General features: G+C 61.6%; 27 protein-coding genes. 11 read left to right on the top strand and 16 right to left on the bottom strand.

All coding sequences use genetic code 11. The annotated features are described in order from the left end of the window. The first annotated feature begins 2 nt into the window (after positions 1-2). From ACR0NB_RS17530 to ACR0NB_RS17520, 3 genes are all read left to right on the top strand, one after another. The gene (locus tag ACR0NB_RS17530; protein ID WP_480776394.1) at positions 3-194 is read left to right on the top strand and encodes a DUF2783 domain-containing protein; all 192 of its coding nucleotides are present in this window, start codon (positions 3-5) and stop codon (positions 192-194) included. After that, positions 191-829: a maleylacetoacetate isomerase gene (gene maiA, locus ACR0NB_RS17525; protein WP_480776393.1), complete on the top strand. Its 639-nt coding sequence runs from the start codon at positions 191-193 to the stop codon at positions 827-829. The genes ACR0NB_RS17530 and maiA overlap by 4 nt, the downstream gene beginning before the upstream one ends. Positions 830-919: 90 nt before the next feature. Further along, positions 920-1,261 (top strand): DOPA 4,5-dioxygenase family protein, encoded by a 342-nt coding sequence (locus ACR0NB_RS17520; protein ID WP_170343368.1) that lies wholly within the window; start codon positions 920-922, stop codon positions 1,259-1,261. Here ACR0NB_RS17520 and ACR0NB_RS17515 read toward each other — a convergent pair. Further along, the gene (locus tag ACR0NB_RS17515) at positions 1,258-2,886 is read right to left on the bottom strand and encodes an acyl-CoA synthetase (RefSeq protein ID WP_260064455.1); all 1,629 of its coding nucleotides are present in this window, start codon (positions 2,884-2,886) and stop codon (positions 1,258-1,260) included. The two genes, ACR0NB_RS17520 and ACR0NB_RS17515, sit on opposite strands and share 4 nt — an antisense overlap. A 222-nt stretch (positions 2,887-3,108) precedes the next feature. On the opposite strand from ACR0NB_RS17515, the gene ACR0NB_RS17510 reads away from it, so the two are divergent. Continuing rightward, on the top strand, positions 3,109-4,500 hold the full coding sequence (locus ACR0NB_RS17510; RefSeq protein WP_480776392.1) for an aminotransferase family protein: 1,392 nt from the start codon (positions 3,109-3,111) through the stop codon (positions 4,498-4,500). A 120-nt stretch (positions 4,501-4,620) separates the two neighbouring features. Here ACR0NB_RS17510 and ACR0NB_RS17505 read toward each other — a convergent pair whose 3' ends face one another. From ACR0NB_RS17505 to ACR0NB_RS17480, 6 genes are all read right to left on the bottom strand, one after another. Continuing rightward, positions 4,621-5,424 carry a methyltransferase domain-containing protein gene (locus ACR0NB_RS17505; RefSeq protein WP_480776391.1) on the bottom strand — a complete coding sequence of 268 codons (804 nt, stop codon included), beginning with the start codon at positions 5,422-5,424 and terminating at the stop codon, positions 4,621-4,623. Between the two features lie 200 nt (positions 5,425-5,624). Continuing rightward, positions 5,625-6,350, bottom strand: coding sequence for a LamG domain-containing protein (locus ACR0NB_RS17500; RefSeq protein ID WP_480776390.1), 726 nt, complete (start codon positions 6,348-6,350; stop codon positions 5,625-5,627). Positions 6,351-6,510: 160 nt separating this feature from the next. Continuing rightward, on the bottom strand, positions 6,511-6,876 hold the full coding sequence (rplT, locus tag ACR0NB_RS17495) for a 50S ribosomal protein L20 (RefSeq protein ID WP_170344760.1): 366 nt from the start codon (positions 6,874-6,876) through the stop codon (positions 6,511-6,513). A 14-nt stretch (positions 6,877-6,890) separates the two neighbouring features. Next, entirely contained in the window at positions 6,891-7,091 is a 201-nt protein-coding gene (gene rpmI, locus ACR0NB_RS17490) for a 50S ribosomal protein L35 (RefSeq protein ID WP_039523697.1), read from the bottom strand. Between the two features lie 181 nt (positions 7,092-7,272). Next, the gene (locus ACR0NB_RS17485) at positions 7,273-8,826 is read right to left on the bottom strand and encodes an alanine/glycine:cation symporter family protein (RefSeq protein WP_480776389.1); all 1,554 of its coding nucleotides are present in this window, start codon (positions 8,824-8,826) and stop codon (positions 7,273-7,275) included. Positions 8,827-8,840: 14 nt separating this feature from the next. Further along, complete coding sequence (locus ACR0NB_RS17480) at positions 8,841-9,278, bottom strand: universal stress protein (RefSeq protein ID WP_093965150.1); 438 nt, start codon at positions 9,276-9,278, stop codon at positions 8,841-8,843. 189 nt (positions 9,279-9,467) lie between these two features. On the opposite strand from ACR0NB_RS17480, the gene ACR0NB_RS17475 reads away from it, so the two are divergent. Then, entirely contained in the window at positions 9,468-9,953 is a 486-nt protein-coding gene (locus ACR0NB_RS17475; RefSeq protein WP_093965149.1) for an Lrp/AsnC family transcriptional regulator, read from the top strand. A 2-nt stretch (positions 9,954-9,955) separates the two neighbouring features. On the opposite strand, the gene pyk is transcribed toward ACR0NB_RS17475, so the two are convergent. Next, on the bottom strand, positions 9,956-11,401 hold the full coding sequence (pyk, locus tag ACR0NB_RS17470) for a pyruvate kinase (protein WP_170361425.1): 1,446 nt from the start codon (positions 11,399-11,401) through the stop codon (positions 9,956-9,958). Between the two features lie 117 nt (positions 11,402-11,518). On the opposite strand from pyk, the gene ACR0NB_RS17465 reads away from it, so the two are divergent. The 3 genes from ACR0NB_RS17465 to ACR0NB_RS17455 all read left to right on the top strand — a co-directional run bounded on the left by ACR0NB_RS17465 (position 11,519) and on the right by ACR0NB_RS17455 (position 12,969). Next, on the top strand, positions 11,519-12,256 hold the full coding sequence (locus ACR0NB_RS17465) for an N-formylglutamate amidohydrolase (protein ID WP_170367851.1): 738 nt from the start codon (positions 11,519-11,521) through the stop codon (positions 12,254-12,256). An 86-nt stretch (positions 12,257-12,342) separates the two neighbouring features. Continuing rightward, positions 12,343-12,582, top strand: coding sequence for a DUF6868 family protein (locus tag ACR0NB_RS17460; RefSeq protein ID WP_005981131.1), 240 nt, complete (start codon positions 12,343-12,345; stop codon positions 12,580-12,582). Positions 12,583-12,654: 72 nt separating this feature from the next. Further along, the gene (locus tag ACR0NB_RS17455; protein ID WP_170452998.1) at positions 12,655-12,969 is read left to right on the top strand and encodes a DUF1244 domain-containing protein; all 315 of its coding nucleotides are present in this window, start codon (positions 12,655-12,657) and stop codon (positions 12,967-12,969) included. A gap of 42 nt (positions 12,970-13,011) precedes the next feature. On the opposite strand, the gene ACR0NB_RS17450 is transcribed toward ACR0NB_RS17455, so the two are convergent. The 3 genes from ACR0NB_RS17450 to dgcN all read right to left on the bottom strand — a co-directional run bounded on the left by ACR0NB_RS17450 (position 13,012) and on the right by dgcN (position 15,961). Further along, the gene (locus ACR0NB_RS17450; RefSeq protein WP_480776388.1) at positions 13,012-13,872 is read right to left on the bottom strand and encodes a D-amino-acid transaminase; all 861 of its coding nucleotides are present in this window, start codon (positions 13,870-13,872) and stop codon (positions 13,012-13,014) included. 49 nt (positions 13,873-13,921) lie between these two features. Continuing rightward, positions 13,922-14,887, bottom strand: a complete 966-nt coding sequence (gene dgcA, locus ACR0NB_RS17445) for an N-acetyl-D-Glu racemase DgcA (protein ID WP_480776387.1) — start codon at positions 14,885-14,887, stop codon at positions 13,922-13,924. Between the two features lie 72 nt (positions 14,888-14,959). Further along, positions 14,960-15,961 carry an N-acetyltransferase DgcN gene (gene dgcN / locus ACR0NB_RS17440; protein ID WP_170366173.1) on the bottom strand — a complete coding sequence of 334 codons (1,002 nt, stop codon included), beginning with the start codon at positions 15,959-15,961 and terminating at the stop codon, positions 14,960-14,962. 293 nt (positions 15,962-16,254) lie between these two features. Here dgcN and ACR0NB_RS17435 point away from each other — a divergent pair, with 293 nt between their 5' ends. Beyond that, on the top strand, positions 16,255-17,217 hold the full coding sequence (locus tag ACR0NB_RS17435) for an L-malyl-CoA/beta-methylmalyl-CoA lyase (RefSeq protein WP_480776386.1): 963 nt from the start codon (positions 16,255-16,257) through the stop codon (positions 17,215-17,217). Positions 17,218-17,275: 58 nt separating this feature from the next. Here ACR0NB_RS17435 and ACR0NB_RS17430 read toward each other — a convergent pair whose 3' ends face one another. Together ACR0NB_RS17430 and ACR0NB_RS17425 are read right to left on the bottom strand one after the other, a co-directional pair. Then, positions 17,276-17,851, bottom strand: coding sequence for a PA14 domain-containing protein (locus ACR0NB_RS17430; RefSeq protein ID WP_260064412.1), 576 nt, complete (start codon positions 17,849-17,851; stop codon positions 17,276-17,278). Between the two features lie 119 nt (positions 17,852-17,970). Then, positions 17,971-18,423: an Lrp/AsnC family transcriptional regulator gene (locus ACR0NB_RS17425; protein WP_480776385.1), complete on the bottom strand. Its 453-nt coding sequence runs from the start codon at positions 18,421-18,423 to the stop codon at positions 17,971-17,973. A 72-nt stretch (positions 18,424-18,495) separates the two neighbouring features. Here ACR0NB_RS17425 and ACR0NB_RS17420 point away from each other — a divergent pair, with 72 nt between their 5' ends. Together ACR0NB_RS17420 and ACR0NB_RS17415 are read left to right on the top strand one after the other, a co-directional pair. Then, positions 18,496-19,092 carry a LysE family translocator gene (locus ACR0NB_RS17420; protein ID WP_170372617.1) on the top strand — a complete coding sequence of 199 codons (597 nt, stop codon included), beginning with the start codon at positions 18,496-18,498 and terminating at the stop codon, positions 19,090-19,092. Between the two features lie 121 nt (positions 19,093-19,213). Then, positions 19,214-20,176: an acetyl-CoA carboxylase carboxyltransferase subunit alpha gene (locus ACR0NB_RS17415; RefSeq protein WP_170361406.1), complete on the top strand. Its 963-nt coding sequence runs from the start codon at positions 19,214-19,216 to the stop codon at positions 20,174-20,176. Between the two features lie 4 nt (positions 20,177-20,180). Here ACR0NB_RS17415 and ACR0NB_RS17410 read toward each other — a convergent pair whose 3' ends face one another. The 3 genes from ACR0NB_RS17410 to ACR0NB_RS17400 all read right to left on the bottom strand — a co-directional run bounded on the left by ACR0NB_RS17410 (position 20,181) and on the right by ACR0NB_RS17400 (position 22,806). Further along, positions 20,181-21,320 (bottom strand): lytic murein transglycosylase, encoded by a 1,140-nt coding sequence (locus tag ACR0NB_RS17410; protein WP_480776384.1) that lies wholly within the window; start codon positions 21,318-21,320, stop codon positions 20,181-20,183. Positions 21,321-21,432: 112 nt separating this feature from the next. Continuing rightward, the gene (locus ACR0NB_RS17405; protein WP_093965127.1) at positions 21,433-22,080 is read right to left on the bottom strand and encodes a GntR family transcriptional regulator; all 648 of its coding nucleotides are present in this window, start codon (positions 22,078-22,080) and stop codon (positions 21,433-21,435) included. Positions 22,081-22,110: 30 nt separating this feature from the next. Then, a complete protein-coding gene (locus tag ACR0NB_RS17400) occupies positions 22,111-22,806 on the bottom strand; it encodes a M48 family metallopeptidase (RefSeq protein WP_254429025.1) in 696 nt (231 codons plus the stop codon). Between the last annotated feature and the right edge of the window lie 50 nt (positions 22,807-22,856).

The raw sequence follows: 22,856 nt of genomic DNA, 5'->3' as shown, positions 1-22,856 counted from the left end.
CAATGGATGAACTGATCCTCACCCCGAATATCGACGGCGCGGATGATTTCTATGCCGATCTGCTGGCCGCGCACGACGGTCTGGACAAGGCCGAAAGCGACGCGCTGAATGCTCGGCTGGTGCTGGTGCTGGCCAACCACATCGGCGACCGGACCATCCTTAATCAGGCGATCGACGCGGCCAAAGCCCGATGAGCGACGTCGTCCTGTATGACTATTGGCGATCCTCGGCCAGCTACCGGGTGCGCATCGCGCTGAACCTGGCCGGGATAAGCTATCGCGCGCAAACCGTCGATCTGGTCAAGGGCGAGCAGACCGCGCCCGCGCATCTGGCGCGCAACCCGCAGGGCTTTGTGCCCGTGCTCGAGATCGACGGCGTGCAATTGACCCAGTCGCTGGCCATTCTGGACTATCTCGACCGGACGCGGGGTCTGAACCTGCTGCCGGAAGAGCCGGTTGCGCGGGCCAGGGCGCAGGCGCTGGCCCATGCCATCGCGGTGGATCTGCACCCGGTCTGCAACCTGAAGGTCGCCCGCCACGCCACGCAGTTGAGCGGCGGAAAGGGCGACATGCCCGGCGACTGGATGCGCCATTTCATCCGCCCCGGTCTGCTGGCCTTCGAGGCAATGCTGGAAGGGTTCGAGCAAGCCCCGTATTGCACGGGATCGGCGCCCGGTTTGGCCGATCTGTGCCTGATCCCGCAGATGTACAACGCCCGGCGCTGGCAGGTCGATCTGTCGGACATGCCGCGCATTCTGGCGGTCGAGGCGGCCTGCGCCGACCACCCTGCCTTTGCAGCGGCCCACCCGGACGCCCACGCGCCGGGCTGAGCCGCGCACAGGGTCTGTGTGCCGATGCGGCTGTGCACCGGCGCCGATCGGGCCTAGCCTTGTGCCGGAAATCACCGCACGAGGCCCCCGATGCCACAGATCACCGGCTATCACGCCCATGTCTATTTCGACGCCGAAACGCAGGAGACCGCCCGCCGTGTCTGCGAAGAGGCTGCACGCCTGTTCCCCGTCGAGATGGGCCACATGCACAGCCGCAATGTCGGCCCCCACCCGCGCTGGAGTTGCCAGTTGAGTTTTGCCGCAGATGCCTTCGACAAGGTGATTCCATGGCTGATGCTCAACCGGCAGGGGCTGACCGTGTTCACCCATCCTGAAACCGGCCAGCACCTGCCCGACCACCGCGACCGGGCGATCTGGATGGGCGAGATGCTGGACTTGGACCTGTCGATCTTTGACCGGCTGGGCGCCTAGCCCAATGCCCGCGCCTGTTCCCTGAGCTTGAATTTCTGGATCTTGCCCGTCGATGTCTTGGGCAGCGGCCCGAACACCACCGTCTTGGGCGCCTTGAAGTGAGCCATGTGGTCGCGGCAGAACGCGATCAGATCGGACTTGGTCGCTTCGGCGCCCGGCTTCAGCTCGACAAAGGCGCAGGGCGTCTCGCCCCATTTCTCGTCCGGTTTGGCGACCACGGCGGCCTCCATCACGGCGGGGTGCTTGTAGAGGATATCCTCGACCTCGACCGACGAGATGTTCTCGCCCCCCGAGATGATGATGTCCTTTGACCGATCCTTCAGCGCGACATAGCCGTCGGGATGCATCACCCCCAGATCGCCCGAGGCGAACCAGCCGCCGCGGAACGCTTTCTGCGTGGCCTCGGGGTTCTTGAGATACCCTTTCATCACGATGTTGCCCTGCATGAAGATCTCGCCCATGGTCTCGCCATCGGCCGGCACCGGCTCGAGCGTTTCGGGATCAGCCACCATCAGCCCCGACAGGGCAACGTATTTCACCCCCTGCCGCACTTTGAGCGCGGCGCGCTCCTCGGCGGGCTTGTCGTTCCAATCCTCCTTCCAGGCGCACACGACCGACGGCCCGTAGGTCTCGGTCAGGCCATAGACATGGGTGACCTCGATCCCCATCCCCTCCATCGCGGCGATCACCGCGGCAGGCGGCGGGGCGCCTGCGGTCATCACCTTGATTTCATGGCCGAAATCCTTGAGGTGATCGGGTGCGTTGGCCAGCATGTTCAGAACGATGGGCGCGCCGCAGAAATGGGTCACGCGCTCGTCGCGGAAGGCGCGGTAGATTGGCTCGTCCCGCACCGCACGCAGGCATACGGACGTGCCCGCGTTCGCGGCCATGGTCCACGGAAAACACCAGCCATTGCAGTGGAACATCGGCAGCGTCCACAGATAGACCGAATGTTGCGGCATGCCCCAGGTCAGGATGTTCGAGGTGGCGTTCAGCGCCGCGCCACGGTGGTGATAGACGACACCCTTGGGGTTGCCCGTGGTGCCCGAGGTATAGTTCAGCGTGATCGCGTCCCATTCATCGGCAGGCAGAGACCAAGAAAATTCCGGGTCGCCCTCGGCCAGCAGGTCGTCATAGGTCAGCGCGCCCAGCTTCTCGCCACCGTCGAAACTCGGGTCCTCGATGTCGATCACCAGAATGTCGTGATCCACCTGCTCCAGCGCCTGATTCACCACGCCCGAGAATTCGGGATCGACCAGCAGCACCTTGGATTCGGCGTGGTTCAGGATGAAGGCGATGATCGGGGCATCGAGCCTTGTGTTGATGGTGTTCAACACCGCGCCGGCCATGGGTACGCCGAAATGCGCCTCGTACATTTCGGGGATGTTGGCGGCAATGATCGACACCGTATCGCCCTTGCCCACCCCACGCGCAGCCAACGCGCTGGCCAACCGGCGGCAGCGCGCATAGGTCTGCGCCCAGCTATAGCGTCGGTCGCCATAGACCACGGCCGGATAGTCCGGGTAAACGGCCGCCGTCCGCTCGATATAACTAAGCGGGGACAGGGCCGTGAAATTGGCCGGGCCTTTGTCCAGATCGCGCTGATAAATGCTGTGGGTCGCCATCCGCCTCTCCTCCCCAATTCGTCGGATTTTTCGTATTGAGCACAAAGGTTGCCGCAAAACAAACCCGTAAAAATACGCGAGGCGAATATACTGGAGCTACGCGATCGGGTAATCTGGCCCTACTGCGTACCGGGCTTTCGGGCTGATCTGCGGTATCTGGTTCATCCGCGCCCGCCGGGCATTGTGATTCCCGCGCGTCGCGTCTTACTGAAAGGACATGTCATGGACGGCACGTTCAACGAAAACGATCTTTCCCGCGTGGTCGAGGCCGACCGCGCCCATATCTGGCACCATCTGATCCAGCACAAGCCGTTCGAGACGAACGATCCGCGCATCATCGTCGAAGGCAAGGGAATGCGCGTCTGGGATCAGAAAGGCAAGGAACACCTGGATGCCGTCTCGGGCGGCGTCTGGACGGTGAACGTGGGCTATGGCCGCGAATCCATCTGCAAGGCGGTCTACGACCAGCTGATGAAGCTGTGCTATTTTGCGAACTCGGCGGGCTCGATCCCCGGGGCGCTTTTCGCCGAAAAGCTGATCGAGAAGATGCCAGGCATGAGCCGGGTCTACTACACCAACTCGGGGAGCGAGGCGAACGAGAAGGCGTTCAAGATGGTCCGCCAGATCGCCCACAAGAAGTACGGCGGCAAGAAGACCAAGATCCTGTATCGCGACCGCGATTATCACGGCTCGACCCTGGCGGCGATGTCGGCGGGCGGTCAGGATGAGCGCAACGCGCAATACGGCCCCTTTGCGCCGGATTTCGTGCGCGTTCCGCACTCCATGGAATACCGCAAGCACGAACTGGACGGCGCACCCGAAGAGAACTTTGGCGAATGGGCCGCCGATCAGATCGAAGCGGTGATCCTGCGCGAAGGTCCCGACACCGTAGGCGCGCTGTGCCTTGAGCCGGTGACCGCCGGCGGCGGCGTGATCGAAGCGCCTGAAGGCTACTGGCAGCGCGTGCAGGAGATCTGCAAAAAGTACGACATCCTGCTACATATCGACGAGGTCGTCTGCGGCGTTGGCCGCACGGGTACCTGGTTCGGGTACCAGCAATACGGCGTGAAACCCGATTTCGTGACCATGGCCAAAGGCGTGGCCTCGGGGTATGCCGCGATTGCCTGCATGGTGACCACCGAGGAAGTCTTTGACATGTTCAAAGACGATGCCGCGGACCCGATGAACTATTTCCGCGACATCTCGACCTTTGGCGGCTGCACCGCCGGGCCGGCGGCGGCGATCGAGAACATGCGCATCATCGAAGACGAGAACCTGCTGGGCAATTGCGCAGCGATGGGGGATCGCATGATGGGCAACCTGCAGGCACTGATGGACAAGCACAAGGTCATCGGCGACGTGCGCGGCAAGGGCCTGTTCCTGGGTGCCGAACTGGTCGCGGATCGGGCGTCCAAAGAACCGGTGGATGAAAAGCTGGCCCAAGCGGTCGTGGCCGATTGCATGGCGCAAGGGGTAATCATCGGTGTCACCAACCGCTCGGTCCCCGGCCGCAACAACACGCTATGCTTCTCTCCGGCTTTGATCGCCACGGCGGACGACATCGACCAAATCACCGATGCGGTTGATGGCGCACTGGGGCGTGTGTTCGGGTAAACCCAGCGCGGGATAAAAGACCAAGTGAAGCCGGCGTTCTTCGCGCCGGTTTCTTTTTTTAGCTCCATTTGCTCAGGCAATAGCCTTTGTTTGAGTCAATCAGCGCATCCAGACCAAAGTCTAGGATTTGCGCCCGCTGATGACAAAATGAGTTAGCGAAAAGAAAAACCGGCCCCTCGCGGCCAAGGATCTCTGCTCATCCGCCCATTCCTTGGCTTCCTGATCCGGAACGAGCTTGTTGGACTCGGCAAACCTTTTCATCAGGGTGATCATCATATTGGCCAGCCCATCTGGCCGGAGTTCGTTATCGCAAATCGTGATCGGCGTGATGCTTTCCACAGTGAAACCCGCGTCTCTCAATATCGGTGGCAGTCGTGCGGGCACGTCTCTCCCGACAAAGTGCTCGTCCCAGGCTTTTATCATCTGATCCATTCTTGCCGGATCATCACTGTACCAAACCAGACTGTCGAAATGGATGTCGCCCACGACAAGCAGACCAGCCGTCCTGAGACAGCGATGGGCCTCCGCCACCGCGGCGGCAATGTCGTCTAAATACTCGTAAACCTGAACCGATACCGCCTTGTCGAGTGACGCATCCTCGACCGGAAGTTGGCCTGCCTCACCCTCCATGATCTGGACCCAGTCATATTCATGGCAGCGGTTTTTGGCGGAACTCCGCATCGCCTCACTTGGATCGATCCCCAAAACACGCCCGGTCGGACCAACCGCCCGCGCGAGCTCTGCTGTCAAAAGACCGTTGCCGCATCCAACGTCCGCAATGGTATCACCCGGGGCTGGTCGCAACGCGTCAAAAGACCCTCGCCGCCGCCGGGTGACATCGGCACCTTGATACACGCTATCGAGTAGACGCGTTGTTGCTGCATCAAATTCAAGCATGGCACTCGCAAAACCAATGTTGGTCAATTCAGCACGTGCAAGCCTAGCGGTTTTTGGTCTAATTGTCTGCCTGCGCAAAAAAGCAGGCACTCAGGCATCAAAAAAAGCCGCCCCTTGTAGCGCGGCCTTTCTTTCACTGTTTACTGAATGAGGAGGCCAGAGGGGCAAGTACCCTAGAAACCACCCCACCAAGCAGCTCCAGTTCGTGCAACCTGCGTTTTTGTGCGTCAGTTCGCCCTTTTGATTTCGACTTCATCAAATTCGAAACGGCCAGTTCCAAAGGCTGCCAGGCCTATCCCCGCACGAGCGCCCTGGCCGGGGTTCGTGGACGTTCGCTTTGAGAACAGCGTTTGAACGACCTTGGTCCCGTTGGCAAAGAAAACCACATGCGCCCCACGGACCTGGAAGGTCAGCTTGTTCGGGGCGCCGACACGTATCGCGTCATGTCTGTCCGCGTGTACCAGCCGCAATTGGCGACCGTCCTTTTGCAGTACGTGATAGCGCCCTTTGTCGTCCACAGTGAACGCCACATACTTCCCGGACTTTCCGCTGCCAACCAGAATGCCCACACCGCTTTTGCCGCTGAACTCTCCGTCCACCACGGCAGAGATTACCATGTCCTGCGTGCTCTCCAACGAATCCGAGCCGGGAAACTTCACCCACGCCACATCGTTGAACTGAAGGCTACGCGCATCCTGTCTGTTCTCCATGACGAATTTTTTATCGGCCACATAAACAGCCCAGGGCGGCTTGGCCGATTGAAAGTCGATCTGCCCACCCAGCATGAGCGTCGTGTCGTCGCCATCAAAGGTTTCAACCAAAACGTCAGGAAGGTCAGGTTCGGTGATCGTGTCCTGTGATCTTGCCACTGTCGGGTGGCAAATCGCCACTGCCGTCAAGACAAGAAGGGCTTGTGTAAGTCTTTGGCAAATAGGCATTTCAGTATTCCGCATTCAATTCATAAGTGAAACTCAGTAGATGATTACATCAAATGCGTGTAGTGACCATGACGGAATCCCATACTTGGTTTATGCGAAATCCAATCTGGTCGATCCAAAGAAAAAAGCCGCCCCGAACGGGACGGCCTTTCTTTCACTGTCTCTCGAAAGAGGATCAGGCGGTCAGAGCGGCCTGTGCCTTGGCGACGATCGCGCCGAACGCTTCCGGTTCGTGCACGGCCAGATCGGCCAGGACTTTGCGGTCCACTTCGATACCGGCCAGGTTCAGGCCGTTGATGAAGCGGGAATAGGTCAGAGCTTCGTCATGCGAACGAACAGCGGCGTTGATGCGCTGGATCCACAGGGCGCGGAAGTTGCGCTTGCGGTTCTTGCGGTCGCGGGTTGCGTACTGGTTGGCCTTGTCGACGGCCTGACGGGCAACCTTGAAGGTGTTCTTGCGGCGGCCATAGTAACCTTTGGCGGCCTTGATGACCTTCTTGTGACGGGCGTGAGTTACGGTTCCACCTTTAACGCGGGACATATCGGTATCTCCTCTTAGCGGTCGTAGGGCATGTAGCCCTTGACGATCTTGGCGTCGGGGGCGGACAGGGTGGTGGTGCCACGGGCGTCGCGGATGAACTTCTTGGTCCGCTTGATCATGCCGTGCCGCTTGCCGGCCTGAGCCGACATGACCTTACCGGTCGCGGTCACCTTGAAGCGCTTCTTGGCGCTCGATTTGGTCTTCATCTTGGGCATTTCCGTCTCCTTTCAGGGTTCGGTCCGAAACGCGACTCGGCATGCCACATCGGCCGGTCGCGCGATCAGATGCGCCGTTTACGCAAGTTCGGTCATGCTGGCAAGGGGTTTTTGACCCGTTCGGGTGCTTTTTGCACCGGGGTCGGGAACCGGGGCAGCAGGGCCGCCCCGGTTGGTGTCATCAGTCGGCGAACTTGCGGATTTCGCCGCTTTTCAGTCGCGCGCTGTACGAGGCCAGCTCCTGACGCACCACTTTCATCAGGAAGTAGAGCGCAAAGACGTTGACCACGGCCATGGCAAAGATCGCCGCGTCCGAGAAGTCGATGACCGGGCCCAGGTTGGCCGCAGCCCCGATCACCACGAAGATGCAGAAGATCAGCTTGAACGCCAGCTCCTTGGTGTGGCCCTCGCCGAACAGATAGGTCCAGGCCTTCAGGCCATAGTAGGACCAGCTGATCATGGTCGAGAAGGCGAACAGGATCACCGCGATGGCCAGGATGTAGGGGAACCAGCTGAAGGCGCTGCCGAAGGCGGCCGAAGTCAGGCTGACGCCCGAGTTGCCATCCACGGTTGCGATCGCCGTGCCGGCTTCGTTCAGCACGTACAGGCCGGTTGCCGGGTCGATCACCAGCTGCTGGGTGATGATGATCACCAGCGCGGTCATGGTGCAGATCACCACGGTGTCGATGAACGGCTCGAGCAGTGAAACAAAGCCTTCGGTGATCGGCTCTTTGGTACGGACAGCCGAATGTGCAATGGCCGCCGAGCCAACGCCTGCCTCGTTCGAGAATGCGGCGCGCTTGAAGCCCTGGATCAGAGCACCGACCATGCCGCCGGCGACACCCAGACCGGTGAAGGCACCAGCGAAGATCTGACCGAAGGCCCAGCCGATCATGTCGGCGTTCATGATGATGATGACCAGCGCAGCGGCGACATACAGGATGCCCATGAACGGCACGACCTTCTCGGTCACGCGGGCGATCGACTTCAGGCCGCCCACGATGACCATGAACACCACGGCCGCGAAGACCAGGCCGGTGATCCAACCGGGATAGTCACCGACGATACCCGCGATCTGCTGGTGCGCCTGGTTGGCCTGGAACATGTTGCCCCCGCCCAGCGCGCCAAGGATACAGAAGATCGAGAACAGGACCGCCAGGATCTTGCCGCCGGGCAGACCCAGCTCGGCAAAGCCCTTGGACATGTAGTACATCGGGCCGCCCGAAACGGTGCCGTCTTCGTACTCGTTGCGGTACTTCACACCCAGCGTACATTCGGTGAATTTCGACGCCATGCCCAGAAGGCCGGCGAGGATCATCCAGAAGGTCGCACCGGGTCCGCCGATGCCAACTGCCACCGCGACGCCCGCGATGTTGCCCAGGCCGACCGTACCGGACAGGGCCGTTGCCAGCGCTTGGAAGTGACTGACCTCGCCCGCATCGTTGGGGTCGGAATAGTCACCTTTGACCAGGCTGATCGCATGGCTGAAGAACCGCATCTGCACAAAGGCGAAGTACAGCGTGAACACCGTTGCGGCCACGACCAGCCACATCACGATCCAGGGAAAGCTCGTCCCCGGAAAAGGTGCGAAGATGAAGCTGACGAAGGGGCCCGTCAGATTCGCGAAAGTCTGGTTGATCTTTTCATCCAGACCGGGGGCCTCCTGCGCAAATGCGGGGTTGGCCAGCAGGGCCGCGGCCGCACCGGACAGGCCCAGGGTTTTGATCGATTTCATGTCTGCTCCTCCCGTCAGTTCACGACTGTGACCGGAACGTCGGCGTGCATGACCAAATTCTGGGTCGAACTGCCGAAGATTCGCTTTTTGATGCCGTCAGCCGAGGATCGCCCCACGACGATCTGCGATCCGCCGTTTTCGACCGTGATCGCGTTCAGCGTTTCGGCCACATCGCCATGGCGGACAATACCGCGGGCGCTGAAGCCTGCGGCCTTCAGGGCCTCGACGGCGGGTTCCACCACGCGACTGGTGGCAAGCGCGATCTCCTCCTCGCGCCGCTTGTGCCGCAAGGCGTTTTCCTCGGGAGTTTGGAAAGTATAGGGCGACCATTCGATGACATAGGCAACCAGCAGTTCACACGATCCAATCCGACTTGCCAGATCCTTGGCAAAGCCGACCGCGCGATCCCCGGTCTCTGTCCCGTCCAGTCCTATGACAATTTTCGTTGTCATCTCGTTCCTCCGTTTTTGTTGATTTGGCCGGGGCCCGTGCCCCCGGCAGGGCAGCCGGAACCTGGAACTCGTTTTACAAGACTGCCCTTCGGTCAAGTATCAGGAAAAATCACTAGGAATAGGAGATTTTTTCGGTCTATTTTCAGGAAAATATGCCGCCAGACCTCAAAAACGCAGGGAAATTGCCTGATGGACAGGGATTTGGATAAGATCGATCAACGGATATTGGCCGAGCTTGAGGCCAATGGACGCCTGCCAATAGTCGAACTGGCGGCCCGAGTAAACCTGACCAACACGCCGTGTTCCGAGCGGGTGAAACGGCTGGAAAAGAGCGGGTACATCACCGGCTACAGCGCGGTGATCGACAAAGAGAGGCTGGGGCTGGGGCACTTGACGGTGGTGCAGGTTTCGCTGACGGCCACAGCCGAACACTCGCTGGACCGTTTCAACGAGGCCGTGCGACGGGTACCTGAAATCGAAACCTGCCTGATGGTCGCCGGATCATTCGACTACATGCTGACCGTTCGGACACGCGACATCGCGCATTTCCGAACGGTTTTGGGCGACAAGATCAACAAGCTTCCGGGGATACACCAGACAAGCTCTTTCACGGTGATGGAGACCGTCAAAGAACCTGTCGGCGCCAAAGCAAGACCCGGCGGACCGGGTGGCTGATCCTATTCGGGATCCGTCGAGTAGATCAGACGCTCGTCGCAGGGGGCGACGCGCAGGATGTTGGTCGAGCCTGGCACGTTGAACGGAACACCGGCGGTCACCACGATCTGATCCGAGGCGCCGGCAAACCCGCTGGCACGCGCTGCGCGCGCCGCATTGACCACGGCGCTTTTGAACCGCTCGAGCTCGGGCGTCATCACGCAGTGACAGCCCCAGCTGAGGCACAGACGCCGCGCGGTGCCCCGCAGCGACGTCATGGCGATGATCGGGACACCGGGACGCTCGCGGGCGGTGAGCAGTGCGGTGGTGCCGCTTTGGGTAAAGCAGCAGATCGCCTTGATGTCGGTCTTTTCGGCAATTTCACGGGCTGCGGCCACGATACCGTCGGCAACGGTCGTTCCCTTGGTCTGGCGCGAGGCGTCGATGATCTGTTTGTAGGTTGGGTCGGCTTCGACCTCGATCGCGACCTTGTTCATGGTCTGAACGGCCTCGATCGGATACGAGCCCGCGGCCGACTCGGCGCTCAGCATGATGGCGTCGGTTCCCTCATAGATGGCGGTGGCGACGTCCGACACTTCGGCGCGAGTGGGCATCGGGCTTTCGATCATGCTTTCCAGCATCTGGGTGGCAACGATCACCGGCTTGGCGGCGGCGCGGCACTTGCGGACCAGTCGCTTTTGAATCGGAGGCACGGCCGAGACCGGGAGTTCGACCCCCAGATCGCCACGGGCGACCATGATGCCGTCCGATGCGTCGAGAATTTCGTCGAACGCCTCGACCGCGGCGGGTTTTTCGATCTTGGACAGGATGGCGGCGCGGCCGTCGGCCAGGGCGCGCGCTTCGTACACGTCCTTGGCCCGCTGCACGAAGCTCAGCGCAAGCCAGTCGACACCCAGCTGGCAAACGAACTCCAGATCGTCCCGGTCCTTTTCGGACAGGGCTGCCAGCGGCAGCACCACGTCCGGCACGTTCACACCCTTGCGGTTCGAGATGGTTCCGCCGATTTCAACTTTGCAATCCGCGAAATCGGGGCCGCATTTCTCAACCACAAGCCGGATCTTGCCGTCGTTGACCAGCAGATGCGCCCCCGCTTCCAACGCCTGAAAAATCTCGGGATGCGGCAGGCAGACCCGGCTGACATCGCCCGGAGTTTCATCCAGATCCAGACGGAACGCGGCACCTTCGACCAACTCTTCTGCATCATTCGCAAACACACCGACCCGCAGTTTCGGGCCCTGAAGGTCAGCCAGAATGGCGATCGGGCTGTCGAGGTCCTTTTCGATCTGACGAATGATCCGGTGGCGTTCACGGATTTCGTCGTGGCTGCCATGGCTCATGTTCAGGCGGAAAACATCGGCGCCGGCCTCGTGCAGAGCACGGATCATATCATAGTCGTTGGACGCCGGGCCCAGCGTCGCCACGATTTTCACATTTCTCAGGCGTCGCATCGATCTTGCTCTCCTTGATGGTCGAATGTTACCGCAAACAATGGTCGGTTTGCTTATTGCGCAATTCCCTTTCCGAGGCAACTGTCCTACACCTGCGGCAAACTAGATGACAGGCTCATGACATACACTCCGTTTTACGTGCACGGGGCGGATCGCCCGTCCCGCTGGCTGATCACGTGCGACCATGCCACCAACACCGTCCCGCCGCAGATCAACGGCGGCGATCTGGGCCTCCCGCGTGAGGACATGGAGCGCCACATCGCCTATGACGTAGGCGCCTACGAGGTGTCGAAACATCTGGGCGAGATCCTGAACGCGCCGGTGATCGCGGCCAATTTCTCGCGGCTGGTGATCGACCCTAACCGGGGCGAGGACGACCCGACGCTGTTGATGAAACTGTATGACGGGTCGATCATTCCAGCCAACCGTCACGCCGACGCCGCCGAACGCGAACGGCGCCTGAACCTGTGCTATCGCCCCTATCACGAGGCGCTGGCCAAGACGGCCGCGCTGCCCCACGCTGTTATCGTTTCGATGCATTCCTTCACGCGCCAGTTGCGGGGCCGCCCGCCGCGCCCCTGGCATGTCGGTATCTTGCACACCGCAGACGAGCGGTTCTCGGCCCCGCTGATCGACCGGCTGCGGGCCGAGGAGGATCTGTGCGTCGGCGTCAACGAACCTTATACCGGCGTACTGCCCGGGGATGCGATCGACCGGCACGCCACCGCTTTTGGCCGTCCCAACGCACTGATCGAGCTGCGCAACGACCTGATCGCCGATCATTCCGGGCAACGCGCCTGGGCCGAGCGGCTGGCGCCGATCCTGCAGGACGCGCTGGCCGCAAGCGGGCTGTAACGCTGGAAAATCCGCGACCAAACGACGCCTGTCCTCTTGCGCGGCGCGCGGGCGGCCCCCATTTTTCGGGGTGAAAGGAGGCCGTCATGACACCTGAAACCCTGACAGCCTTTTTCGGCTGGATGACCGTTTTGAACTTTGCGGTCCTGCTGCTGTCGACCCTGATGGTGGTGGCCCTGCAGGACCGCATCGCTGCCATTCACGGCCGCATGTTCCAGATGGAAAAGGCCGAGGTCAGAAAGGCCTATTTCAAGTATCTTGCGAACTACAAGATACTGACCCTGATCTTCTGCCTGATGCCCTGGATTGCCCTCAAGCTGGTCTGAACCGGCGCGCGTTGTGCAATGGCCTCGGGCTTGCTAGGTCTGGATCAAATCCCTTCAAACCGGAGCCCGACCATGGACCCCCAGACCGAGATCGAACTTCAGGCCGCCGCTTTCCGCCGTCTGCAGAAACACCTGATGCAGGACCGCACCGACGTTCAGAACATTGACATGATGAACTTGGCCGGGTTCTGCCGAAACTGCCTGGCACGGTGGTATCAAGAGGCGGCCAATGAAAAAGGCATCGAAATGGGCAAGGGCGAAGCCCGCGAAATTTTCTATGGCATGACCATGGATGAGTGGAAATCCACATACCAGACCGCGGCCAGCCCCGAAAAACAGGCCGCCTTCAAGGTCGCGTTCGAAGAGAACGTGGGCAAAAAAGACTGACACCATAACGAAAGGGCCCGCCAGATCGGCGGGCCTTTGAATTCAGATCGCTGCCTTCAGGCTTTCGTCCAGATAGATCTCGCGCAGGCGCGTGGCGATCGGGCCCGGCGTGCCGTCGCCCAGCGCTACGCCGTCGATCTCGACCACCGGCATCACGAAAGCGCTGGCCGAGGTGGTGAAGGCCTCGTCGGCCTCTTTTGCTTCGTCGATCGTGAACAGGCGCTCCTCGACTTCCATCTGCGCCTCGGTCGCCATGCGCAGCACCGCCTTGCGGGTGATCCCGTGCAGAATGTCGTTTGACAGCGGGCGGGTAACGATCTTGCCGTTCTTGACGATATAGGCGTTGTTGCTGGTGCCCTCGGTCACGTACCCGTCTTCGATCATCCAGGCATCATCGCACCCTGCGGCCTTGGCCATCATCTTGCCCATGGACGGGTACAACAGTTGCACCGTCTTGATGTCGCGGCGGCCCCAGCGGATATCCTCGATCGAGATGATCTTGGCCCCTTTCTTCGCCGCCGGGTTGTCAGCCAGCCCGGGCTTGTTCTGGGTAAACAGAACCAGCGTCGGCTTGGTGTCGACCGAGGGGAAGACGAAATCGCGGTCGCCGTCGCTGCCGCGGGTGACCTGCAGATAAACCAGCCCCTCGTTGATGCCGTTCAGCTCGACCAGCTTGCGGTGGATCTCGAGCAGCTCGTCCTTGCTGCAGGGTTCGGCCATCTGCAATTCGTCCAGCGACCGCTTCAGGCGCACCGCGTGCCCTTCGAAGTCGATCAGCTTGCCGTCCAGCACGCTGGTCACCTCATAGACGGCATCCGCCATCAGAAAGCCTCGGTCGAAGATCGAGACCTTGGCTTCGGTCTCGGGCAGGTATTCGCCGTTCACGTAAACGGTGCGGGTCATGTCATATCCTTCTCGTCCTTGGGCTGCGCCCATTCCTCGCCTCAGCGCGTCACCCCCAGAGCGCCGCCTGCGGCGGGTGTACTCCGGCCGCGTCGAAAACCAGCGGGGTGTCGCGGTCTTCGGCCAACAGAAGCGGGCCGTCAAGGTCCGTCACCAGCGCGCCCTGCGCCACCAGTGTCGCAGGCGCCATCGCCAAAGAGCTGCCGACCATGCAACCCACCATGATGCCATAGCCCTCGGCCTGCGCCCCGCGGCGCAGTTCCAGCGCCTCGGTCAGACCGCCGGTCTTGTCCAGCTTGATGTTGATCACGTCATATTTGCCCTTCAATCCGGGCAGGCTGGCGCGATCGTGGCAGCTTTCGTCGGCGCAGACCGGCACCGGGCGCTCCAGCCCGATCAGCGCCTCGTCATCGCCGGCGGGCAGCGGCTGTTCGACCAGCGCGACGCCCAACCGCACCAGATGCGGCGCCAGATCGGCATAGACCTCGGCCGACCAGCCCTCGTTGGCATCCACGATGATCTTCGCATCCGGCGCCCCGGCCCGCACGGCCTCGAGCCGCGGCATGTCGTCGGGCGTGCCCAGCTTGATCTTCAACAGCGGACGATGCGCGTTCTTCGCCGCCTGCGCCCGCATGGCGTCGGGCGTGTCCAACGACAGGGTATAAGCGGTGATCTCGGGCTTGGGCGCGGGCAGGCCGGCCAGTTCCCAGGCGCGCTTGCCCGCCCGCTTGGCCTCAAGGTCCCACAGGGCGCAATCCACCGCATTGCGCGCGGCACCCGCGGGCAGCAGGTCCATCAGCGACTGGCGCGTGAACGCGTCGGGCAAACCGCGGATTTCGGCCTCGACCGACTCCAGCGTTTCGTCATACCGGGCATAAGGCACACATTCGCCCCAGCCTTGATGCGCCCCATCCGTCAGGCGCACCGTCAATACCTTTGCCTCGGTCCGCGACCCGCGCGAGATGGTGAACACCTGCGCCAGCCGGAACACATCACGAGAGACGTCGATCTGCACGCGCCCACTCCTTTGTCTTTGCAGTTTCCAGCGCCGGAGGCAGATATCCCCGCCATCGGTGCCCCGGTTGGATCACATCGCGGCCAGCGCGTCCACCAGCTTGCCCGCGCCGAACCGGTACGGATCCGTGGTCGGCAGACCCATCTCGGCCTCGACCTTGGCGATGTAGGCTTTCGCGTCCTCCTCGCTGAGGTGCTGGGTGTTGATCGACACACCCGCGACCTGACAGGCGGGGTTCGCCACGCGCGCCAAAGGCAGGGCCGTGTCGCGCAGTTGTTCCAGCGTCGGCAAGGAGTATTCCGGCAGACCGCGCATATGGGTGCGTGTCGGTTCGTGGCACAGGACCAGGGCATCCGGCTGACCGCCATGAATCAGCGCCATGGTCACGCCGGAATACGAGACGTGGAACAGCGACCCCTGCCCCTCGATGTGATCCCAGTGATCGGGATCGTTCTCGGGCGTCAGGTATTCGACGGAACCGGCCATGAAATCGGCCACCACGGCGTCAAGCGGAACGCCCTGCCCGGTGATCAGAATGCCGGTTTGGCCGGTGGCGCGGAAGGTCGATTTCATGCCGCGCTTGCGCATCTCGGCATCCATCGACATGGCGGTGTACATCTTGCCCGCCGAACAATCGGTGCCCACCGCAAGACAGCGCTTGCCGCTGCGCTTGCGCCCGTTGGCGATCGGATAGCCCACCGTAGGCACGCGAACGTCGTGCAGGGTGCATCCATGGGTCTGGGCGGCGGCCACCAGATCGCCTTCGTCGCGCAGCAGGTTGTGCAGGCCCGAGGCCAGGTCATAGCCCATTTCCAGCGCGGCGATCAGGACCTCTTTCCAGGCCTGGCTGATGACGCCACCGCGGTTCGCGACACCGATCACCAGCGTCTTGGCGCCGGCGGCCTTGCCTTCGGCCAGGGTCATGTCGGTCAGGCCCAGATCGGCCTTGCAGCCCTCCATCCGCAGCTGACCCACGGCGTTTTCCGGGCGCCAGTCCCGAATGCCGATCGCGACCTTGGCGGCCAGTTGGTCGGGGGCATCGCCCAAAAACAGCAGATACGGTGTCTCGATCATCGCGCGCTCTCCTTTTCTTCCGCCCCAACCTATTGAAGGCCGTCAACGAGCGTTTCTCGTTTTCCTCCGACCTCCCGCACCTCGGCCGGAGAATTTTGCAAGATTCCCCCGCGCGGCGCAAAAAGCTTCGAAATTTTCAAAACGATGAAACTTTGACCGCCGCGTTCCGGGGGTTGCGCACAGCTTTCTGCAACAGCATTGCCGCAGTTGCACAATCAGGCTTGCGCAAGGTCGCGCAATTTAATACCCAATTGCCAACTGAAATCGCAATTTCATTACCCAACGAGGTGCCGATGAGCTTTCGTATCCAACCCGCCGCCCCGGCGCGACCAAACCGCTGTCAGCTGTTCGGCCCTGGTTCCAACACCAAGCTGTTCCCCAAGATGGCCGCCTCGGCCGCGGACGTGATCAACCTCGACCTCGAAGATTCGGTGGCCCCGTCTGACAAGGACACCGCCCGCGCCAATGTGATCGAGGCGCTGAACACCGTGGACTGGGGAAACAAGTACATGTCGGTGCGCATCAACGGGCTGGATACGCCCTATTGGTACCGCGATGTCGTTGACCTGCTGGAACAGGCCGGCGACCAGCTGGATCAGATCATGATCCCCAAGGTGGGCTGCGCCGAGGATGTCTATGCGGTTGACGCTCTGGTCACTGCGATCGAACGCGCGAAGGGCCGCACCAAGCCCATCAGCTTTGAAGTCATCATCGAATCCGCCGCCGGCATCGCCCATGTCGAGGACATCGCGGCCTCCTCTCCACGCCTGCAGGCCATGAGCCTGGGCGCGGCCGATTTCGCCGCCTCGATGGGGATGCAGACCACGGGGATCGGCGGCACGCAGGAAAACTATTATATGCTGCGCGAGGGTCAGAAATACTGGTCGGACCCGTGGCACTGGGCCCAGGCTGCCATCGTGGCTGCCTGCCGCACCCATGGGGTGCTGCCGGTCGACGGGCCGTTCGGCGACTTCTCGGACGACGAAGGCTATATCGCGCAGGCGCGCCGTTCGGCGACGCTGGGCATGGTCGGCAAATGGGCGATCCACCCCAAGCAGATCGCGCTGGCCAATCAAGTCTTCACCCCGTCGGACGAGGCGGTGGCCGAAGCGCGCGAGATTCTGGCCGCGATGGAGCAAGCCAAGGCCAAGGGCGAAGGCGCTACCGTCTACAAGGGGCGGTTGGTCGACATCGCCTCGATCAAGCAGGCCGAGGTGATCGTAGCACAGGCCGAGCTGATCGCCGCAAACGGCTGACAGGGACTTACGAAAAAAGGCGCTCGTTCCGAGCGCCTTTTCCTGACTTCGGTTGGCCTCAGCGGCCGAACACGTTGTTTGGGGTCCAGGTAAACTTCTCACCCTGCTTGCCGGATTTCATCATCAGGCAGGACGTTCCCAGCTTCTGGAAATAGATGATCTTCAGAGGGTACCAGCCCGCCTTTGGAACTTCGACCTCGGTGCGCTGGTTGGCTTCACACCCCTGGATCCCAGTGACACGGCCGATCTGCTGGCCACCGACATAGGCCTCGAGCCCGTCATTGGACCAGGTTTCGAGTTCGTAAATGCCTGGAGAATCAAAGCGCATGTACCCGGTGATTTCAGCGGCAACGTTGTATGGGTCCGTGAACGTCAGAACCGGCTCGCCCTTGTTGGTGTCGGCATAGTCCAGCCCGCGCAGTGGTTTGCCCGGCTTGGCCTTGGACAACACGCTTTTGGCCTGGCTCAGATCGCGGATCTTTCTCTGAGTACCCTGCCCAACATATTTCACGTTCAACCCCGCCTTGGGATTGGGCTGCGGGTTGGCGGGCTGCAATTTCAAAGGCGCGGCAAATGCGGCACCGGCGACCATCGCCACCACGGCCGCCAATACGCCTGTCCGAACAAAACTCATGATCGTGTCTCCCTGACATCGCGCCCTGTTCGATCTGATGCCGAATTTCTGGCGCTTTCAGGCCGACGATATTCCGGGACACACATGCCTGCAAGGTCCTAGCGACAGTGGGCTCAAGCTCAGGACCTCAGGTCTTTCGGGGATCCCATGACCACGTAGGACGTGATCGAGGTGACATGGGGCAACGTGCCCAATACGTCGGTATGGAAGGTCTTGTAGGTCGACAGGTCAGCGCACTCCACCCGCAGCAAGTATTCGATCGTACCGGTGATATTGTGGCATTCGACCACTTCGGGCGCCAATTGCACCGCTTTTTCAAAACCTTCCTGAGCGGCCTTTGTATGCTCACCCAGTCCGACGCCGATATAGGCGACAAAACCGACGCCCATCGCCGCAGGGTTCAAAACGGCGCGATACCCGATGATAACGCCCGACCGCTCAAGCTCTTGAACCCGGCGCAGACAGGCAGACGGCGAAAGCCCTACGCGGTCCGCCAGTTCAAGGTTGCTGATCCGGCCATTCCGGGCCAGCTCTTGCAATATTTGCTGATTCTTGAGATCAATATTCGCCATTTGTTGCAAGCTTTATGTAATCGAGCGCGAAATCGCAATTTCATTTGACCAAACTTGGGCGATCTTTGCGCCATGACTTACGACATTCTACTTGCGCTGGTCGCCTTTGCCTTTGTCTCGTCCATCACCCCGGGGCCGAACAATCTGATGCTCATGGCCTCAGGGGCGAATTTCGGGTTCCGGCGGACGATCCCCCATATGCTGGGTATCGGCCTGGGTTTCATGCTGATGGTTTTGTTGGTCGGCGCAGGGTTGGTGCAGGTGTTCGAAGCCTACCCCGTCAGCCACGTGATCCTCAAAATCGCGTCGGTGGCCTATCTGCTATTCCTCGCGTGGCGAATTGCCAATGCGGCTCCTGCCAAGGGCCCGGGACACGCCGGACGACCCATGACGTTTCTGCAGGCGGCGGCGTTTCAATGGGTGAACCCCAAAGCCTGGGCCATGGCGTTGACGGCGACGACCGCCTATGCCCCGGGCCAGACCCTGCAAGCCATTGCGCTGGTTGCCATTGTATTCGGCTGCGTGAACCTGCCATCAGTTAGCACCTGGACGGTTCTGGGCCAGCAGATGGCGCGCGTGCTGACCAACCGGCGACGTCTGACCGTTTTCAACTGGTCGATGGCGGTTCTTCTGGTGATTTCGTTGTACCCGGTGCTGTGGCCGGGCTGAGGTCGCCGGCCCGCATACCTTTTCGCCACGCGCAGGGAAACGTACCCTGACATGCGGAGCCGAGTTGCATCCGCGGCGACCTCGGGTCATATAGCGGAGAACTTTCGCGTTGAGAGGCGTCATGACCCAGTATCTGGATTTCGAAAAACCGCTGGCCGAGATTGAAGGCAAAGCCGAAGAGCTGCGCGCCCTGGCCCGCGCCAACGAAGAGATGGACGTAGCGGACGAAGCCGCCGCGCTGGACGCCAAGGCGGCCAAGTTGCTGGACGAGTTGTACAAGGACCTTACGCCCTGGCGAAAATGCCAGGTAGCCCGCCATCCCCAACGTCCGCACTGCAAGGATTATGTCGAGGCCCTGTTCACCGAATTCACCCCGCTGGCTGGCGACCGAAATTTTGCCGACGATCTGGCGGTCATCGGCGGCCTGGCACGGTTCAATGATCAGCCGGTGATGGTGATCGGCCATGAAAAAGGCTCGGACACCAAATCGCGGATCGAGCGCAACTTCGGCATGGCCCGCCCCGAAGGCTATCGCAAAGCCGTGCGCCTTATGGAAATGGCTGGTCGGTTTGGTCTGCCGGTGATCACCTTGGTGGATACTGCCGGCGCGTATCCGGGCAAGGGCGCCGAAGAACGCGGGCAATCCGAAGCGATCGCCCGTTCAACCGAGATGTGTCTGAAAATCGGTGTGCCGCTGGTGTCTGTCATCATCGGCGAAGGCGGCTCGGGCGGCGCGGTGGCTTTTGCCACGGCCAACCGGGTAGCGATGCTGGAGCACTCGATCTACTCGGTTATTTCGCCCGAGGGCTGCGCGTCGATCCTGTGGAAAGATGCCGAAAAAATGCGTGAGGCCGCCGAGGCGCTGCGCCTGACCGCGCAGGACCTTCAAAAGCTGGGCGTCTGCGACCTGATCATCCCCGAACCCAAAGGTGGCGCGCATCGCGACCGCCCGGCCACGATCGAATCCGTAGGCAAGGCGATCGCCAAGATGCTGAAGGATCTGAACGGCAAGGATGCCGCCGCGCTGATCAAGGACCGGCGTCAGAAGTTCCTGGAGCTCGGATCCAAGGGACTGGCGGCCTGATCCGTCAACCACCCAAAGAGCGCAACAAGCTGACCGAGGGTACGCCCGTAACGGGCAGGCCCTTGGCTTGCTGATACGCGGTGATGGCCGCGGTGGTGTTCTTGCCGATCACCCCATCAGCCCCTTGCGTGTCATACCCGGCAGCAGTCAGACGCCGCTGCAACTCTTTGCGATCTTCCAGCGTCAGGCCGGTTTCATCGGGCCCGAATGACGCCTGAAAAGGTGCGCCACCGGCGATCCGATCGGACAGGTGCCCGACCCCGATCGCGTAGCTGTCCGAGTTGTTGTAGCGTTTGATCACCTGAAAATTGCGGAACACCGCTATGCGCGGCCCGGGTTTCTGCGGCTGCAGAATTGCAACCGGTGTGCCCGAATTTGCCGCTGCAGATCCGACCTCACCCCCCCAGGGTTGGCCCCGCACCCAACCCGCTCGCGACAGGTAGGCGGCTGTTGAAGCCAGCGAGTCCGTCGGATCGTCGGACCAGATGTCGCGTCGACCGTCTCCGGTGAAATCCACGGCGTAGGCCAGATACGAGGTCGGGATGAATTGCGTATGCCCCATGGCACCGGCCCAACTGCCGGTCATGTTCGCCGGGGAGGTGTCACCGTTCTGAAGGATCTTCAACGCCGCAATCAGCTGGCTTTCAAAGAACGCCCCGCGACGCCCGTCATAGGCCAGCGTGGAAAGGGCCGAAATCACGGGCACATCTCCCCGCCGCTGCCCATAGCGGCTTTCCAGCCCCCAGACCGCCACCACGACCTCTTTGTCCACGCCATAGCGCGACTCGACCTGCGTGAGGGTCGCGTTGTGGCGTTGCAGCATCTGCTTGCCGGTACTGATCCGCTCGTCTGACGCGGCGATGGCCAGATAGTCTTCGAGCGAGCGCTTGAACTCGACCTGGTTGCGGTCGCGTTCGATCACATCTGGCAGGTAACCGGCCCCCTGAAACGCCCGGTCGATCGTCGCTTGCGAAATACCCTGCCCCGCCGCGCGCGCCTTGAAACTTGCAACCCAAGAATCCCAGCCGGCATTGGGCACTGCCCGCATTCGCGATGCGGTTGTTCCGGTTGGCGCGGACCCGCCCGCGCAGGCGCTCAGGAAACCTGCACCGAGGCCCAGTGAGAATGTCCGTCGATTGATCATGGCTGAAATCTGCTCTTGTTTGTTGTTGGCAGCAGCGTAGCGCAGCAAATGCCTTGAGGCTAGCTTCGCAACCGCCGCCCGTTTGGATTTCGCACTTTGAGCAAAGGCCCGCTCAGCTGACCAGCAGGCGCAGACCCTGGGTTACATCCGATCGCACCGCCAACCGCAAACCCGGTTCGTCCCCCGCCTTCAGAGCGGCGATGATCAGCTTGTGGTAATGCGGCGGCTCGGTCCGTCGCAGGCGGCCATAAAGAGCCCGCATGGTCGGACCAAGCTGCAGCCAGACGGTTTCGGCCATCGCAAGCATGGCCGGAGCCTGCGCCCGCAGATAAAGCGTGCGGTGAAACTCGAGGTTCGTGCGGATGTAGCCGACCGCATCGCGCTTGGTCACCATTTCGGCCACGGTCATGTTGATGCTCTGCAACCGGTCGATCAGAGCCATATGCGCCCGAGGCAGCGCACGGCTGGCCAGCTCGACCTCCAGCAGGGCCCGCAGCGCGGCCAATTCTTCGATCCGGTCGTTGCTGAGTTCGGGCGTGGAGACCCGACCCGAGTTGGACAGAAACAGCGCCCCTTCGGCGGCCAGACGGCGCACGGCTTCGCGCGCCGGCGTCATGGACACACCGAACTCCTTGCCTATTCCGCGCAGCGTCAGCGCCTGACCGGGTGGAATTTCCCCATGCATGATTCGAGACCGCAGGGCGCGGTATACCTGATCATGGGTCGCGATCTGGGAGTCGGAGCTGCGGGTGGTCAACATGCCCTTATGTGATCACAAATCCCCGTGAGGTCAACCGGCGGGCGCATCGAACCTGTAACGGTGCAGTTCGGCCCCATTGTCGCGCAGCCAGTGCCGGGCCGCTTTGTACGGGCCGAACAGCCGCTCGACCTGCGCCCAGAACGCCGCCGAATGGTTCATTTCGGCCAGATGCGCGACCTCATGAGCCGCGACATAGTGCAGGATTTCAGGGGGCGCCAGGATCAGCCGCCACGAAAACATCAACCCTCCCGCTGCACTGCACGACCCCCACCGCGACCGTGTATCGCGCATCGTCAGGCTAGAGTAGCCCCGCCCCAGCATGGCCGCATAGTCGTCGCAGGCTTCGGTCAGTCGATCACGTGCCAACTCTTTCAAAAAGCGGGCGAGGCGCCGCGCCTCGGCCCCTTCGGGCACCGCAACCTGATCGGCGTGCAAACTGACCCGGCGCCCCTCCGCCGGTACGATTCGCCTTGGCACACCTTCGACCGGCAGGGTTTCCCCGAAGCCGACTGACGCCGGAACGGGCCGCGCGCCCAGATGCTGGCGGATCCAGTCCTCCTTTGAGCGCGCAAAGCCGATTGCCTCGGATTCGGACACACCCTGCGGATAAGTCAACGTAACCCGGCCATCCAACTGGGAAATCCGCAAGCTTATGCGGCGTGCCCGAGCCGATTTGCGCAAGGTCAGCGCAACGGGAGGCTGTCCGGGCAATGAATGTCGCCCCATGGTGCGATCTCCTTGGCGCAAAGGCTTTGACAGTACCCGCCGCATGTGGC

It is taken from the genome of Ruegeria sp. CG3, from assembly GCF_056537205.1.
Note: the sequence above shows the minus strand (reverse complement) of the source record. Positions and strands in the feature narration are given on the sequence as shown.